Source organism: Alicyclobacillus fructus, from assembly GCF_017329605.1.
Taxonomy (GTDB): domain Bacteria; phylum Bacillota; class Bacilli; order Alicyclobacillales; family Alicyclobacillaceae; genus Alicyclobacillus; species Alicyclobacillus fructus.
On record NZ_JAFMTY010000005.1, the window covers coordinates 21051 to 36571 of the forward strand.

Here is a 15521-nt window from a genome sequence, read left to right on the forward strand (position 1 = left end):
CTCAGTATTCGAGCGGGTGATCGCTCGACAGCCGCTTCCGAAACACCCAGTAGCTCCACCCCTGGTACAGGAGCACGAACGGCACCACCGTCAGCGCGACGATGGTCATGACCTTGAGCGAATACGGATTCGATGCCGTGTTGTAAATCGTCAGGCTCCACGCCGGGTTAAGCGAACTCACCATCACCCGCGGGAAAAGGTCCATGAACACCGTGATGGTCGAGAGTACGATGGTCAACCCCGTCATGAAGAACGCCCAACCGTCCCGCTTCGCGCGAATGAAGAACTGAACGGAGAACAGCGCCAAACCGGCCAGGACTGGCACGACGCCCGGGTCAATGCCCCGGCGCGTGAACATATCCGTCTCGAGGTAGCTCAGCACCACAAACAGGAAGGTGAGCGCCGTCGCCCACGCGCCAATGGCCGTGGCGGCCGCGCGAGCTCGCTCCTGCAGCACGCCGGACGTTCTGAGCGAGATGAAGAGCGCCCCGTGCAGGACGAAGAGGAGCGTCATGCTCACGCCGCCCATGACGGAGTACAAGCTGATGAGATCCCAGAACGATCCGACGTAATTCTTGTTCTGATCAATCGGGACGCCGTGCATCATGTTGGCGAGGGCAATGCCCCAGAGGAGCGGTGGCAACAGACTGCCGCCGAAGATGACCCAGTCCCAGAACGTCCGCCAGGCCTTGTTCTCCACCTTGCTGCGAAACTCGAAGGCGACACCTCGCCCGATGAGCGCCACCAGCAGCAGAAAGAGCGCCATGTAAAATCCGCTGAACAGCGTGGCATACCAGCCCGGGAAGGCGGCGAACATCGCGCCGCCAGCCGTGATGAACCACACCTCGTTCGCATCCCAGAAGGGCCCAATGGTGTTGATGAGCAGCCTTCGCTCTTCGTCCGTCTTGCCGAGAAACGGAACCAGAATGCCGACGCCGTAGTCGAAGCCTTCAAGGAAGAAAAACCCAATGAACAACACGGCGATGATGGCAAACCACAGGGATTCCAGTGTCATCTCGCGCACCTCCTCAGGCTCGTCGCCCTCATCTCACAGCGCCACGGGCGAAAGCGACTCGGGTTCATCGTCGTGATCGTCTGCCACTGGCCCCTGGCGCACAACTCGCGCGATGAGGAACAGGTCGACCGCGGCGAGGAGGCCGTAGAGCACGGTGAAGGCGATGAGGGTCGTGAGCACTTCTCCTGCAGACACCGTCGGCGACACGCCATCTCGCGTGAGCTGCAGGCCATACACCACCCACGGCTGCCGCCCCATTTCGGTCATGATCCAGCCCATGGTGTTCGCGATGAAGGGCAGGGGCGTCGCCCAAAGCATCCACTTCAGGTAGCGCCGGCTGGGAACCAAACGATTGCGAACCATTCGCCACACGCCCCACGCGGAGGCCAAGAACATCAGCGCACCGGCGAAGACCATGATGCGGAAGCTCCAGAAGACCATCACGACGTCAGGGATGTAATTTCCCGGACCATATTTCGCCGCCATTTGTTGTTGAAGCTCGAGAATGCCCGGCACGCTGCCGTACAGCCGGTTGTAAGACAAAATGCTGAGCAAATACGGGATCTGAATCATCCACGTGTTCTTGTGCGCGGACGCGTGGATGATGGCAAAGAGTGTCCACGGCGCTGGGCTTCCGCTTGTCTTCCAAAGCGCCTCCGAAGCTGCGAGTTTCATGGGCTGAGACACCAGGAGATATTGCGCCTGCTCATGCCCGACGACCATCACGAGAAAGCTCGCGGCCACGGCCACGACGGATGCAATCCCGAAGCTCGGCTGGAACACTTCGATGTGGCGCTTGCGCAACAGCTGATACGCGCTCACGCCCATCACGACGAACGCACCGGTGACGAGCGATCCCAGGAACACGTGCGGGAACTCGTACCAGAGCTGCGGATTAGTGATGAGGGCCCCAAAGCTCGACATCTCGGCATGACCGTCCCTCATCGTGTAACCCACAGGGTGCTGCATGAACGCGTTCGCCGTCAGGATCCAAAAGGCCGAAAGCGTGGTCCCGATGGCGACGAGCCATATCGACGCCACGTGCATGCGCTTCGAGAGCTTATCCCATCCGAACATCCAGACGCCTAAAAACGTCGACTCGAGGAAAAAGGCGAGCAGCGACTCGATGGCAAGCGGTGCACCGAACACGTCGCCCACAAAGCGAGAGTAATTGGCCCAGTTCATGCCAAACTGGAACTCCTGCAGAATGCCCGTCACCACACCCACCGCGAAGTTGATGAGAAAAATCTTGCCCCAGAACTGTGCCATCTGCTTGTAGCGATCGTCCTTCTTGACGACGTACAGGGTCTCCATGATGGCAATCAGGTACACCAGACCGATGGTCACCGGGACAAAGAAGAAGTGATACACCGTCGTGATGCCAAACTGCCACCGCGCCAACGCGACTTCACTGGGCATGCGCTCTCCCCCCTGACAGGTCTCAGCTCTCGTGATCACGAGTGAACATTTGGAGCGCTCTTTACACTTGGATCGTATCACCATATCCTTCGAAAAAAATGCGCTCAATGCGTAGGTTTTTGAACAAACCGCGGCACGAGCTTGAACAGTTTGTAACGGGTCTACTTGCCTATAAAAAAGCCGCTCGACGGGCCCCAGTGGAGCCCGTCGAGCGGCACGTCCTGCGCGGCTTAGCCCGCGTGTTCCTCCGCCTCTTCCGCGCGGAAATACTCGTCGCCCTTCAGTTTCACTTCCGGCAAGAAGAATGTGCCGACGAAGGTGAGCACAGAAAAGACCAACCCAACCAAGAACAGTTGCTGAATCCCGTACGTCAACGACAGCTTGACTGCCTGCATGAGCTCGTGGTAGAGCGCGTGCCCGGCTGATCCCAACCGGTCAAACTGGGCGGCAATCGCCTTCTGGGCCTGCGCTGTGAGGAGCGCCTGCGGGTTGACGGATCCCAGGTTCGACTTCATCGCCGACAGCGACGGCGGCAACAATTCGCGAAGCTTGCGCGAGAAGGCGTGGTTCAACACCGTGCCGAACACCGGCGAAGCAATGACACCGCCGAGCGAACTCACGAACTGCTGGCTCGCGTTCACCGTGCCCATCACGCGATAGGGAAACGCGTTCTGCACCGCCATGTTCATGAGCGGCATCAAGGCGCCGATGCCCACGCCGAGGACAATCATGTCCACCATGATGGTCGGCCACGACGTGTGAACGTTGACCCGATTCAACAGAACCGAGCCCACCACAATGACGGCGCCCGATAGCCACGCCACGTGACGGTACCGGCCTGTTCTCGACATCACCTGTCCAGACACCATGCTGCCGACCATAAAGCCGCCCATCATGGGCGTCATGACCCACCCGCTGTTCTGCGCGTTGAGCCCGATGACCCCCTGCACGAAGATGGGCAGGTACATGAGACTTCCGAACATCGCCATGCCCACGAACAATTGCAGCAAGAGCGACGTGGTGAACACCCGGTTGCGGAACAACCACGGCGCAACGAGCGGATCCGCCGCACGCGTCTCCCACAAGACGAACGCGACCAAAATCAGCGCGCCACCAGCCAAGAGGCCGACGATGTCAAGCGAGCCCCACGCGTACTTGCTCCCCGCCCAGCTGAGGGCGAGCAGGATGGGCACGAGGCCAATGGTGAGGAGCGCCGCGCCCTGCCAATCGACCTTGACCTGGTCCTTCGTCCGCACCCTCGGCAGCGCGAACACAACGCCGGCAATGGCGAGGACCACAAACGGAAGGTTGACGTAAAACACCCATCGCCACGACCAGTTGTCCGTGATGAAACCGCCGATGGCCGGACCCACGATGCTCGATAGGCCGAAGACCGCCATCATCACGCCCATCCATCGCGCGCGCTCCTTTGGCGAGAAGATATCACCCACGGTGGCGCGCGGCATGCTCATCATGGCGCCGGCACCGATGCCCTGCACCGCCCGGGCCCACACGAGTTCCATCATGCTGTGCGCTTGTCCCGAGACGGCGGATCCAATGCCGAACATGACAAGCCCGAACAAATAAAACGGCTTACGCCCAAACACGTCCGACAGCTTTCCGTAGATGGGCACCGTGATGGACGACGTGATCATGTACGCAGTGAACACCCACGTGTACAGGTTCAGCCCGTGCAAATCACTGATGACCGTCGGCATAGCCGTGGACACGACGGTCTGATCCAGCGACGAGAAGAACATGGTCACGAGCACGGTGGCAAACGCCCACCACTTGCGCGACCCGGTGATCTGATTCGTCCTCTGCACCTCATACGAAGCGCTCAAGTTCATACCTCCTGACGAGGAGTCTCTTCCCCGTACGATTCCATGCGCAGTTGTTTCGCCGCAGCGACCATCGTCTCGAGCGCCGAGACGCACTGCTCAAACGCCCCAGGTTCGATCCGCGACACCATCTGCCGCATCATTTCGAACCACGCCCGCTCCACCTCGGCGAGCTTGGCGCGCCCGGCCTCCGTCAGTTCAATCACGACCACCCGCCTGTCCTCCTCGTCCCGGACCCGCGAGACGTAGCCATGATGCTCGAGGCGGTCGATCATCACGGTGATGGCGCTCGGCGTCACCTCCAAGCGTTCCGCGAGCTGCGACACCTTGAGCCGCCCTTCGCGCCGGATCATCTGCATGGTGAAAAACTGACCCGCGGTGAGGCCCGTGTGCAGACGGTTCAGCAAATGCGGGCCGAACTCCTGCGCCAGCACCCCGAGCGACTGTGCAAACCGCTGGGTCAGCGCATCCATGTCCCCTCTCATCCGCGATCCTCCTGATGTTCAATCGTTCAAATCGCCAAATCTTTATAACGAGCTAATCTTTCTACCGTTTAACATTTACATTGTATAAATGTCTCGCGATCGCGTCAAGTCGACGCGATCGGACACGCGACGCGCCCCGCTTGTGATACGATCGCCCAAACGGAATCGCGCGACGTGCCCTTGCGCGCGAGGATGGGAGGATTGGGCCGATGGACTACCGCATTCACGGCACGACCATGCAGACCCTGGAGGTTCGGCTCGAACCGGGAGAAAGCGTGTTTTCGGAGGCGGGGTGCCTGCTTGCGATGACGCCGGGCACCTACATGGAGACGCGAGCGCCGGGCGGCCTCGCCGGGATGTTTCGGCGAGCGCTGAGCGGCAACAGCGTGTTCCTCACGTACTACCGCGCAGCGCGAGGCGAATCGGTGGTGCAGTTCACCACGCGCATGCCCGGGCACATCCTCGCGCTGCCGCTGCGCCAATACGGCCGCGTGATCGCAGAGCGGCACAGCTTTCTCTGCGCGGAATCGACAGTGGACTACGGCGTGGAGGTCACGCTCAACATCGGCCGGTTTCTCGGCGGCAACGGCCTGGCGCTGACCCACCTGGCCGGGGACGGGATGGCGTTTCTTTCGATCGACGGCGAGATCGTCGAGCGCGATCTCGCCCGGGGCGAGAGCCTCCTCGTTCATCCCGGCCACATCGCGGCGTTCACGGACGGGATCGACTACCGCGTCCAGCTCATGCAGGGCGTCGCCAACATGCTGTTTTCGGGAGACGGGCTGTTCCTGGTGCAACTGACGGGGCCCGGGCGCGTGTGGCTGCACTCGGTCACCGTGCACAACCTGGTTCACATCATTCAGGAGTACTGGGGATCGCCGCGCTGACGCTGAGGCGCAGGGCGCCCGTGTGCGGATCGCGAAACGGACGCGCATCGACGCGAAAGACGGCGCGCAGAAGCGCAGGCGTAAACACCTCGTCGGGCGATCCGTCGGCGACCAACCGGCCGCGGTGCAGGCAGAGCGTGCGGTGACAGTGAGAGAGGGCGAGTTCCAGGTGGTGAAGGGCGATGATGACCAGGCGGCCTTCCGCCGCGAGGGCGCGAAGCCTGGCCAGGATGTCGAGCTGATAATGGATGTCGAGGCTCGCGATGGGCTCGTCCAGGAGCAAAATCGGCGCCTCCTGAGCCAGACAGCGCGCGATGGCCGCTCGCTGGCGCTCGCCGCCGGAAATTTGGGCGAGCGACGCATCTTCAAGCGGCTGTAATCCCATCGCCTCCAGGGCCTCGTCGACCGCCCTGACATCGGACGGGGTGAGCGCGCCTCGCGGCGCGTGGCTGTAGCGCCCCATTTCGACAAATTCCCGCACGGTGAATGGGATGTCGTCCGGGAGAAACTGGGGAAGATAGGCGACGTGGCGCGCTCGCCAGCCGGGTTTTCGCGCATGAATGGGCTCACCCATCACCCGGACCCAGCCGCCCGTCGGACGAAGGAGGCCAGCCACGGCTCGCAACAGGGTGGTCTTTCCTGCGCCATTCGGGCCCACCAGGCCCACCAGTTCTCCTGGACCAAAATCCGCGCAGATGTCCCGCAAAATGGGGTAATAATCGAGGTGTTCCATCCGAATCATCGCCACGCACCCCTTCCCCGCCCCCGACGGAACAACAGGTAGAGAAAGAAGGGCACGCCGAGGCAGGACGTCACAATGCCGACGTTGAGTTCCGCCGGTTGAACCGCGGTTCGGCCGACGAAATCGGACAACGTGAGCAGAACGCCCCCGCCCATGGCGGACGCGGCCAGAAGCGGACGGTGATTTGCGCCCATCACGCGCCGCAGGATGTGCGGCACAATCAGCCCGACGAACGAAATCACGCCCGTGGTGCTCACCGCCACGCCGACGATGAGCGCCGCAAGACCGAGAGACACGCGCTTGACGCGTTCCACGTCCACGCCCACCGCCTCCGCGTGTTCCTCTCCGGTCGTGAGAATGTCGTACGCAAAACCGAACCGCAGGAACACGGGCAACACGACAGCGTTCACCGCCGCGAGGAGAAAAGCCTCACGCCAGTCGGAACCATCCAAGCTCCCAAACAGCCAGAACATCATCTGTTGCATTTCCTGGAGCGGCGACAGGTCGAGGATGGCCGTGATCACGGCGCTGCAGAGCGATCCCAGCGCGACACCAGCGAGGAGCAGGCGGTAGACGTCGGTCCGCCGGCCATGGGTGGCAAGGCGATAGACAATCACCGCCACGGCCAGGCCACAGCCGAAGGCGAGCGCCGGCGTGGCCGCCGACAGGCGGCTCGAAAGCCCGGTGGCAACGGCGATCACGGCTCCCAGCGCGCCGCCGCTCGACACGCCGATGACACCCGGATCCGCCATTGGATTGCGCAGGACGGCTTGCAGGACGCAGCCAGACAGCGCAAGCGACGATCCGGCCAACAGGGCGACGGCAAGCCGAGGCCAGCGAATCGCCCCCACGACCACATCGTCGAGGCCGCGATCGCCGACTAAATACCGAACCGTGTCCGTCGGGATCTGCCAAAAGGGCACGGAGACGGGGCCGATCCCGACTTCGAGCGCGGCCGAGATCAGGATGGCCAGCCCGAGCGCCGCAAACACCCAGGCGCGGCGCCCTCTCATGCCATCACCTTGGGCTCTTTCAGGTGGGCGGATGGGTGCAGGACCTTCGCGACGTCGTACACGGCGCGCACGACGTATTGGGATACGGAGGAGAGATCGGCGCTGTCAATGGCGTACAGGTGATGCTCGCGCACGGCGGCGACGGATTGAAGCGCCGGATCGGACGCGAGTTTCTTCAGGAACGCCGCATCGTCGGAGGAGTCGATGATCACGTCGGGGTTCCACTTCACGATCTGTTCATCCGTGATCTTTTGCCACCCATTCAAGGTGTGCGCCACGTTGACGCCGCCCGCATCGCGGATGATGTCGTCCACGGTGGTGCTGCGGCCCGCGGCAAACCCGTACGAGCCGTAATCCAACACGGTCGGCTTGCGCTGGCCCTGGACAGCGCTCTCGATCTGCGCAATGCCCTGCCTCATGCTGGCCACGAGCGCGTCCGCCTTGCCCGGCTCGCCCACAAGCCGGCCGACCGTCAGGATGTTCCGCTCGATGTCGAAGATGGAATTGAAGTCGTTCAGGCTGAACGTGTACATGGGAACGCCGGCCTGATGGAGCTGATCGACGACTTTCGGGCTCACGTAGCCCGCTTCCAGGACGAGATCGGGATGGACGGCGAGCGCCTGCTCGGGATCGTCGCCGCTCCACGCGGGAATCCCTTTGACCTGACGGACGACATTCGAGTACTCCGGATTGGAAGCCAGCGTCGTGACGAGCGCGATGCGGCTTTTGGGCACGAGCGAGACCAGAATCTCATCCGTGCCCTCGGATCCGGACACGATGCGCATCGGCTGGTGCTTCAGCGTGACCGTGTCGCCCATGTCGTCCTTGATGGTCATGGGATACGTAACCGGCGAAGCCGCCCCCGAGGCGGAGGTCACGCTGTTCTGCGCGGCGTGCGGCGCGCCACAGCCCGTGATGGGCGCAACCAGCGCAAAGGCCGCTGCCAGCGCCATTCCCTTGAACGTCTGATTCCTGATCATCTCGGACCCTCCAAATCGGCATATGGAGCGGTCCCCATCGAGAAATGGCGGGACGAGAAGCCCGCATGGCGTGCACGCGCCTTTCCTCGAAGGGCGCCCGCGTGTCGCTGGGCAGGTCTCCTGGCTCACAGGACATAAGCCGCACGCCTTCCCACCGGAGCGGCAGTGGCTGGGCGGCTCGGCTCGCGAGAGCCCGTGTTCCTGTTCACAGTGGCGGGACCGCGCCGGATTTCCACCGGCTTCCCTATTCTCCTCGGCGCGTTGCCGCGCGAGGCACCCAGCGACCTGGATCGACTCTGGATCGACTTTCATCGTAGATGGGGGCGGAAGGCTTGTCAAACGGCAAACCTGTAACACGACGCCCGCCACGTACGTCTTTACAACAAAGGAGGTCATGCGCATGTGGATGCGGATGGTATCCCTGGCGGTCTGTCTCGGCGCGACGTTCGCCGTGGCCGCAACAGACTCGGGCTCCTTGCGTGCGACCGTGAGCCCCTCCTCCGTCAAGCCGCCTGTTCCTGCGGCGGAGGACATGCGGGGCGTGTCCGTGACTGCAGGTCTTGCGGGAGTCGGGTATGAGCCCATCCATCCGGCTCAGATGGAGCGCCAAGTGGCCGAATGGTTGCGGCAAGCGAAACCCGTCAAGGTGAAGATCCCGGTGATTCCGGGCCCGCCCATCATCACGGCCGCGAATCCCGATCCGCCCGAGGTCTTCCTGCAACTCCGAAACGGCGCAACCGCCACACTCATGCCAACCACCTACTTTTCAGGCCGAGGCGAGCCGCTGTCCAAGTTCATTCAACACGTGCCGGACGTGTTGACGTTCACCGAAGGTCCGCACACATGGTACCTGAGGTCAGCACCGCTCTACGATTGGCTGATGGATGGAGGCTGGCAGCGCCAGTTTCAACGGGCACACTGACCATGCGTCAAGGGGCGCGCTGCGCCTCGCACTTGCCGCGAAGCGCGCAGCGCCCGTTACGCCTCATGGCCGTCGCGAAAGACGACGGGGCTATGTTCATAGGCGATCTCGTCCACACCAGCGCGCGCATTCGCCGCGCGAGCCATGACAAAGAGCAAATCCGACAGGCGATTCAAGAACCGAAGCGCCGCCGCGGGCACGGGTTCTTCAGCCGCCAGGCGCCACGCCTCGCGTTCCGCGCGCCGAACCACGGTACAAGCCAGATGAAGCGCCGCCGCGGCGGGACTGCCCTGCCGGAGCACAAACTGCGTCAGTGGAGGCCCCTCCTCCTGGTACCGATCGATCAGAGGTTCAAGCTCGTCCACGCACGCATCCTCAACTTTGGGGCTGTACTCGGTGGCCGAGGGCGGAGCCGCCAAATCCGCCCCGACGTCCCACAAACGCTGCTGAAGCCGAAAGGCGAGATCGCGCAAGTCCCTGAGGCGCTCGTCCTGCATGAGACTCGCGGCGAGCCCGAGCGCCGCACAAGCCTCATCCACCGATCCGTACGCCTCAACGCGCTGATTGCCCTTGTGCCTGCGTTCGCCGCCAATGAGGGCGGTGGTGCCGCGATCGCCCCCGCGCGTGTACAACCTCATTCGACATCCCTCCCCGAGCGCGCTCGTTCCGAAAATGTCGCCGTGCCCTCGAGCACCGCGAGCCCCGCCCGCAGAACGGGCCAAGCCATCAAAGCTCCGGATCCTTCGCCGACGCGGAGGCCGAGATCGAGCAGCGGTCGCTTGCGGAGCTCGCCGAGCAACAGCGCATGGGCAGGTTCGGGCGATAAATGGCCTGCAATCAGGTAGTCGCGGACGCCAGGCCGGACTCGCTCAGCCCAAAGGGCGCATGCGCCGACGAGCACGCCGTCCAGGAGAACCGGCAGCCCGAGCGCGGCGGACTCGAGGATGGCGCCGCAGATGGACGCCAGTTCCAGACCGCCCAAGTGCGCCAGCCCGGCCAACCAGCGCGCGTCTCCCGGCGGAAACGAAGGTTCTCTCTCCGACCACACCTGGATGGCGGTCCGCACCACCAGGCGCTTCTCGGCGAGCGCCTGCTCGTGAATGCCTGTGCCCGTGCCGACGACGAGATCGACTTCGACGCCGAGAATCCAAGCCGACAGCGCGCTCGCGGCCGTCGTGTTGCCAATGCCCATCTCGCCGAGCACCACGAGGTCCGCCCCTTCCTCGCGAGCATCCTGAACGGCTCGCATGCCAATCTGCACGGCTTGCGCGCATTCTTCCGCGGTCATGGCTGGCCCTCGCGTGAAGTCCCGCGTGCCCGGTGCGACCTTGCTCTGCCGGACGTCCGGATGACGGGGCGATGTGACCATGCCGACGTCATAGACGCGCCAAGGGACTCCGAACGATCTCGCCAACACGGTCGAAACACTGCGGCCGGAGGCGATGTGGTTCACCATCTCCTCGGTCACATGCTGGCCGTAGCGCGAGATGGGGCGGTCTCTGGCGACGCCGTGATCGGCCGCAAAGAGCAGGAAGAAGGGCCGGAGGATACGCGGGTGCTCCGTGGCCTGAATGGCCGCGATGTCACAGAGGACCGGCTCGAGAGAGCCGAGGCTGCCGACGGGTTTGGCAAGCGCGTCGAGGCGCGCTTGAAGCCGCGCCCGCCAGGACGGATCGACGGGACGCGGCCAAGGAAGATGCAGGGCCGTTTGCGCCAACCTTCCCACTCCTCACCTAGGTGTCTTCCTTCGGTGTACCAGATCGAGCCGAGGCGCGCAACGAGGCGCGCCGAACCGACAAGTTGGCATGTGAGTTTCGTTGGAGTTGTGGTAGAATACCTTAGGGAGATGATCGTCATGGGCAACCATGAACAGATTTGCCCCCGATTCGAATGGGCGTTTGCGTTGCTCGGCAAGCGCTGGACCGGGCTCATCATTCGCGTCTTGCTCGAGGGGCCCAAGCGCTTTAAAGATATCTCCGATATGATTCCCAACATGAGCGACCGCATGTTGGCCGAACGATTCAAGGAGCTGGAACGCGCTGGCCTTGTCGTTCGGCGCGTGTACGCAGAGACGCCCGTGCGGATTGTGTATGAGTTGACGCCAAAGGGCGAGGCGCTTCGCCCGGTCATGGAAGCCGTGCAGAAGTGGGGCGACGAGTGGGTCACCGACTCGGATTGCGACGAATACCAGCGCCGTTACAAGTGTTCGTCGCGAGATCGCGCACTGTAGAGGGATACAAGACGACGTTTTCGCGCAGGCTGTCGCCAGGGCAAGCGCCCGTGGGACAGCCTCTGTCGTGTGGGCGCGAAATCGGCCGTTGGAAAAAAGGCAGGAGTTCTGCGGGGAGTGAGACGCGTGAGCGCGTATGGAGTCCCGAGCCGCCTGCAGGTGCTCGGCGCCGACATTGAGAAATCGCAACTCAAGTACCACGACCGCCGGGTCGCCGTGACGAAGGAGTTCACCTTCGACGCGGCCCATCACCTTCACGCGTACGACGGAAAGTGCGCCAACCTTCACGGCCACACCTACAGGCTGGTCATCACCGTGAGCGGGCGCGTGAACGAGATCGGCATCGTGGTCGACTTCGGCGATCTGAAGCGGCTCTTCGAAGAGGTGATCAAGCGTCGGCTGGATCACCAGTACCTGAACGAGGTCCTGCCGCCGATGAACACGACGGCGGAGAACATGATCGTCTGGATGTGGGAGGAGCTCGAGCGGGCGCTTGAGACCTATGGACGAGATCGGGACGTGAGGCTCGAGCGGCTCGAGCTCTACGAGACGCCGACCAGCCGGGCGTCGCTGGAACGGGCGTGGATGTCGTGAGGACGGGCGCGGATTCGGCGCGCGCGCCCTGGCAGGACGCGTACGAGGAAGCGAAGGCGGGCGATCCCGGCCAGATCACGCTGCCCATGGTCGAGATCTTCGAGACGGTGGAGGGCGAGGGAACGCGCGCGGGCTACCCCACCACCTTCGTGCGCGTGTTTCACTGCAACCTGCGCTGCACGTGGTGCGATACGCCGTACAGCTATGCTCCCGAGCGCCCGGCGTTTCACGCGAGCCTTCGCGAGATTGCGCAACAGGTCGAGTCCTTCGGGTGGCCCAACGTGTGCCTCACGGGCGGCGAACCCCTCATCCATCGGCACAAGTCACAACTGCTGATTGAGGCCATCGCCGGGATCGAAGGGGTGAAGGATGTGCATATTGAGACGAACGGCGCCATCGACGTGCGGCCGTTCGTCAGCCTGCGCGACGCGTCGGACCACCTGCGCGAAGTGGTGCGGTTCATCGTCGACTACAAGCTGCCCGCGAGCGGAGAAGAACGCCGGATGATTCCCGATCACCTTGCTGCGTTGTCCGAACGCGACGAAGTGAAGTTCGTGATCGCCGACGAACGCGACTTCGAGCGAGCCGTCGAAGTGATGCGGACGTACCCCACCCGCGCCGCCATCCTGATGAGCCCCGTCTGGGAGACCATGCCGCCTCGCCATCTCGTATCGCTCATCCTAAAACACCGCCTGCGCAACGTGAAGGTGAGCCTGCAGTTGCACAAGATCATCTGGGAGCCGGACGCGCGCGGCGTGTAACGAAGGAGGCCGGATCGTGCTCATCCTATTTGACGCGTATGGAACGCTGTTGGACTGGCATCGCGGGATGACGGAGGCCCTGGAGGAAGAAGGCCTGGCCCGCGGCGACGCCGCGCGCCTCGCGAGCGAAATCCGCGATGTGCAGATCCGCCTGGCCTGGCATGCGGCCCTGACCGAAACGTATCGCGACTTCGATCGGCTTACCCGCGAGGCGGTGGCCCATGTCCTCGCGGGGCAACTCGGCGAAGAGGCCGTGGAGCGAGTTGCCCGCGCGCAGGACAGACTTCCCCTGTTCCCCGACGTGACGGAAAGCCTCGACGGGTTGCGAGGCGCCCGCCTCGCCCTCTTGTCCAACGGCACCCTGCGCTCGCTCCAGGCGGCGCTCTCGCGTCACGGCCTTCTGTTTACTTTCGATCACGTCGTGAGCGTCGACCCGGCGCGCACGTACAAGCCCGCGCGGCGCGCCTACCAGCACGCGCTCCAAGTCCTCAAGGTGGAAAAGCGCGATGTTCTGTATGTATCGGGCAATGATTGGGATGCCGCGGCGGCGGAACACTTCGGTTTTCGCGCCTGTCATCTCCGCCGGTCCGAAGGGCACCCCTTTCCCTACGTCCGCGCGCCTCGCCTGGCGGTGCGCTCCGCAGCCGACCTTCCGGCGCTCGTATCTTCCCTCCAGACGTCATGAAGCGAACTGCCAACGGCCTTGCCGTTGGCAGTTCGTCCGCATGCCGCTTCCGTTACGCGCGGCCCGCCAGGCTTTGCTCCGCATACGCCACAAGGCGCTTCGTGATCTCCCCGCCCACCGAACCGTTCTGTCGAGACGTGGTATCCGGGCCGAGATTGACCCCGAACTCCGTCGCGATCTCATACTTCATTTGATCCAGCGCCTTCGAAGCCTGAGGAACCAACGTGCGATTGCTACCCGAGTTGTTTGCCATCTTCCATTCCCTCCTTGTGTGGTGGTGATGACACCCGTAGTGTGGCCGGCCCCTGTCCCCGTATGCTCCGCGCAGCGCGCCAAATGTTGACTCGGCTGGCGTTGCGATCGGCTCGAAGAGGCTGTACATTGAATTGAAATGAAGTCAAATCGCCAAGCTGTGGATGTGAGTGGAATCGATGTCGAACCGCGTGGCCATCGTCGATCTCGGATCGAACTCGTGTCGGATGTCCATCTTCGAGATCGACGGGGAGTCGTATCGCCCCGTGTATGAAGTCAAACAGAACGTACGGCTCGCCGAAGGCATGATGGGGAATCGCCGCTTGACCGAGGCGAGCGTGGAGCGCGCCGTCGCTTGCCTGCGCCAATTTGTCCGCCAGGGAAGGTTGCACGCCGTCGACGATTGGCTGCCCGTGGCCACGGCGGCGCTTCGCCAGGCCGACAACGGCGATGAGGTCAGGCGAAACATCGAACAGGAGACGGGTCTTCGCTTCCGCATCCTCACCGGCGAAGAGGAAGCCCGATACGGATTCCTCGGCGTGGTGAACACCATGCCGATTCAGAACGCCGTGATCTTCGATATCGGCGGGGCCTCGAGCGAGATCGCCCTGATGCGGGATCGCGCGCTGATTCGAGCTGCGAGCCTGCCGTACGGCGCGCTCAATCTCCGCGAGATGTTCGGCCGGTTTGGCGAGCAGGCGTGCGTGCGCATGGCCGGGGACCGCGCGGCCGAAGCGCTGGCACGTCACGATTGGCTGCGAGAAGGGGAACTCCTGCCGCTCGTAGGACTCGGTGGAACGGCCCGCGCCCTTGCCAAGCTGTTTCTCGCGGAGACGCACCGCAAGACGCCGCGCCTTCACGGCTTTGAGCTGCCCGCCTCGTATGTGGAGACGAAGCTGAAGCAACTTCAGCAGATGAGCGTGAGCAAGCGGCGCAAGATGAAAGGCATCGCCAAACATAGAGCCGAGATCATCACGACGGGTCTGGCCGTGCTGGCCACGCTGGTTCGGGTCTTGAAGCCGCCTTCGCTCTTCATCAGCCGCTGCGGCATTCGAGAAGGACTGCTGTTCGAACGCCTGCTCGGAACTCGAGATCCGGTCGTGCCGTCGGTCCTCGAGTTCAGCGTGCGCAACTTCCAGCGGCACTTTCGCATCGACCGCGGCGCCGCCAGCGCCGTCGCCGACATGGCCATGCGGCTTGGAGCGGAGTTGTCTCAGCGCCTGAACCTCGACGCAAGCGACCGGCTCGTCCTGTGGACCGCCGCTCAGCTCGAGGGTGCTGGGGTCTTTGTTCACCCAGAGCGATGGCGCGATCACGCCGCGTACCTCGTGCTTCACTCCGATCTCTACGGGCTCAAACCCGCCGAATGGCAGTTGGTGGCCCAGGTGGTGCGCTTCGATCACCGCGATCCGCGCGCGAAGAAGCTATCGCTTTTGCTCCGCCTCGCGCGATGGCTCGCGCTGGAGCTCGGCGTTGAACCGCACGAGGTGGTGCGGGTAAAAGGCGGCGAGATTCTGATTGAGACGGGCCGGCGGATTCGGGAAATCGCGGAGGACACCGCGGACGCGAAGGTGGTTGACGAGATTCGCAAGGCTCTTCAGCTCACCTGCACGTTTCGCGAATCGAATTCCGCGGCTCTCTCGTCGCGCTAGGCGAAATCGTGAAAAAACGGAGCACCCGTCGTCCGGTGCTCCG

General features: G+C 63.3%; 17 protein-coding genes and 1 riboswitch. Of the genes, 7 read left to right on the forward strand and 10 right to left on the reverse strand.

The annotated features are described in order from the left end of the window. Nucleotide 1: 1 nt before the first annotated feature. From cydB to J3481_RS03535, 4 genes are all read right to left on the reverse strand, one after another. The gene (gene cydB, locus J3481_RS03520) at nucleotides 2–1015 is read right to left on the reverse strand and encodes a cytochrome d ubiquinol oxidase subunit II (RefSeq protein ID WP_062308693.1); all 1014 of its coding nucleotides are present in this window, start codon (nucleotides 1013–1015) and stop codon (nucleotides 2–4) included. 33 nt (nucleotides 1016–1048) lie between these two features. Next, nucleotides 1049–2434: a cytochrome ubiquinol oxidase subunit I gene (locus J3481_RS03525; RefSeq protein ID WP_062308695.1), complete on the reverse strand. Its 1386-nt coding sequence runs from the start codon at nucleotides 2432–2434 to the stop codon at nucleotides 1049–1051. Nucleotides 2435–2664: 230 nt separating this feature from the next. Continuing rightward, nucleotides 2665–4284 (reverse strand): MDR family MFS transporter, encoded by a 1620-nt coding sequence (locus J3481_RS03530; RefSeq protein ID WP_206830851.1) that lies wholly within the window; start codon nucleotides 4282–4284, stop codon nucleotides 2665–2667. Then, complete coding sequence (locus tag J3481_RS03535) at nucleotides 4281–4760, reverse strand: MarR family winged helix-turn-helix transcriptional regulator (RefSeq protein WP_206830852.1); 480 nt, start codon at nucleotides 4758–4760, stop codon at nucleotides 4281–4283. The genes J3481_RS03530 and J3481_RS03535 overlap by 4 nt, the downstream gene beginning before the upstream one ends. A gap of 209 nt (nucleotides 4761–4969) precedes the next feature. Between J3481_RS03535 and J3481_RS03540 the strand changes: the two genes are divergently transcribed. Then, nucleotides 4970–5647 (forward strand): TIGR00266 family protein, encoded by a 678-nt coding sequence (locus J3481_RS03540; RefSeq protein ID WP_206830853.1) that lies wholly within the window; start codon nucleotides 4970–4972, stop codon nucleotides 5645–5647. Here J3481_RS03540 and J3481_RS03545 read toward each other — a convergent pair. Genes J3481_RS03545 through J3481_RS03555 form a run of 3 tightly spaced genes read right to left on the reverse strand, consistent with a single transcriptional unit; the run spans nucleotide 5616 to nucleotide 8382 of the window. Next, complete coding sequence (locus J3481_RS03545; protein ID WP_206830854.1) at nucleotides 5616–6389, reverse strand: ABC transporter ATP-binding protein; 774 nt, start codon at nucleotides 6387–6389, stop codon at nucleotides 5616–5618. The two genes, J3481_RS03540 and J3481_RS03545, sit on opposite strands and share 32 nt — an antisense overlap. Beyond that, nucleotides 6386–7402, reverse strand: a complete 1017-nt coding sequence (locus J3481_RS03550; protein ID WP_206830855.1) for a FecCD family ABC transporter permease — start codon at nucleotides 7400–7402, stop codon at nucleotides 6386–6388. Before J3481_RS03550 ends, J3481_RS03545 begins: the two co-directional genes overlap by 4 nt. Next, nucleotides 7399–8382 (reverse strand): ABC transporter substrate-binding protein, encoded by a 984-nt coding sequence (locus tag J3481_RS03555; protein ID WP_206830856.1) that lies wholly within the window; start codon nucleotides 8380–8382, stop codon nucleotides 7399–7401. Before J3481_RS03555 ends, J3481_RS03550 begins: the two co-directional genes overlap by 4 nt. 93 nt (nucleotides 8383–8475) lie before the next feature. Continuing rightward, nucleotides 8476–8678, reverse strand: a riboswitch (cobalamin riboswitch). 104 nt (nucleotides 8679–8782) lie between these two features. Between J3481_RS03555 and J3481_RS03560 the strand changes: the two genes are divergently transcribed. Next, on the forward strand, nucleotides 8783–9304 hold the full coding sequence (locus J3481_RS03560) for a hypothetical protein (RefSeq protein WP_206830857.1): 522 nt from the start codon (nucleotides 8783–8785) through the stop codon (nucleotides 9302–9304). 56 nt (nucleotides 9305–9360) lie between these two features. Here the strand turns inward: J3481_RS03560 and J3481_RS03565 are convergent, their stop codons facing one another. Both J3481_RS03565 and cobT read right to left on the reverse strand, forming a co-directional pair. Beyond that, the gene (locus tag J3481_RS03565) at nucleotides 9361–9942 is read right to left on the reverse strand and encodes a cob(I)yrinic acid a,c-diamide adenosyltransferase (protein WP_206830858.1); all 582 of its coding nucleotides are present in this window, start codon (nucleotides 9940–9942) and stop codon (nucleotides 9361–9363) included. Then, entirely contained in the window at nucleotides 9939–11021 is a 1083-nt protein-coding gene (gene cobT / locus J3481_RS03570; protein WP_206830859.1) for a nicotinate-nucleotide--dimethylbenzimidazole phosphoribosyltransferase, read from the reverse strand. The genes J3481_RS03565 and cobT overlap by 4 nt, the downstream gene beginning before the upstream one ends. A gap of 129 nt (nucleotides 11022–11150) precedes the next feature. Between cobT and J3481_RS03575 the strand changes: the two genes are divergently transcribed. The 4 genes from J3481_RS03575 (at nucleotide 11151) to J3481_RS03590 (ending at nucleotide 13574) form a co-directional block, all read left to right on the forward strand. Beyond that, a complete protein-coding gene (locus tag J3481_RS03575) occupies nucleotides 11151–11534 on the forward strand; it encodes a winged helix-turn-helix transcriptional regulator (protein WP_394295636.1) in 384 nt (127 codons plus the stop codon). 126 nt (nucleotides 11535–11660) lie between these two features. Next, nucleotides 11661–12128 (forward strand): 6-carboxytetrahydropterin synthase QueD, encoded by a 468-nt coding sequence (queD, locus tag J3481_RS03580; RefSeq protein WP_206830860.1) that lies wholly within the window; start codon nucleotides 11661–11663, stop codon nucleotides 12126–12128. Beyond that, on the forward strand, nucleotides 12125–12889 hold the full coding sequence (locus J3481_RS03585; protein ID WP_407929315.1) for a 7-carboxy-7-deazaguanine synthase QueE: 765 nt from the start codon (nucleotides 12125–12127) through the stop codon (nucleotides 12887–12889). Before queD ends, J3481_RS03585 begins: the two co-directional genes overlap by 4 nt. A 16-nt stretch (nucleotides 12890–12905) precedes the next feature. Continuing rightward, nucleotides 12906–13574 carry a haloacid dehalogenase type II gene (locus J3481_RS03590; protein ID WP_206830862.1) on the forward strand — a complete coding sequence of 223 codons (669 nt, stop codon included), beginning with the start codon at nucleotides 12906–12908 and terminating at the stop codon, nucleotides 13572–13574. A gap of 52 nt (nucleotides 13575–13626) precedes the next feature. Here the strand turns inward: J3481_RS03590 and J3481_RS03595 are convergent, their stop codons facing one another. Next, nucleotides 13627–13827, reverse strand: coding sequence for an alpha/beta-type small acid-soluble spore protein (locus J3481_RS03595; RefSeq protein ID WP_008337062.1), 201 nt, complete (start codon nucleotides 13825–13827; stop codon nucleotides 13627–13629). 178 nt (nucleotides 13828–14005) lie between these two features. Between J3481_RS03595 and J3481_RS03600 the strand changes: the two genes are divergently transcribed. Continuing rightward, complete coding sequence (locus J3481_RS03600) at nucleotides 14006–15478, forward strand: Ppx/GppA phosphatase family protein (RefSeq protein ID WP_206830863.1); 1473 nt, start codon at nucleotides 14006–14008, stop codon at nucleotides 15476–15478. Nucleotides 15479–15521 lie beyond the last annotated feature (43 nt).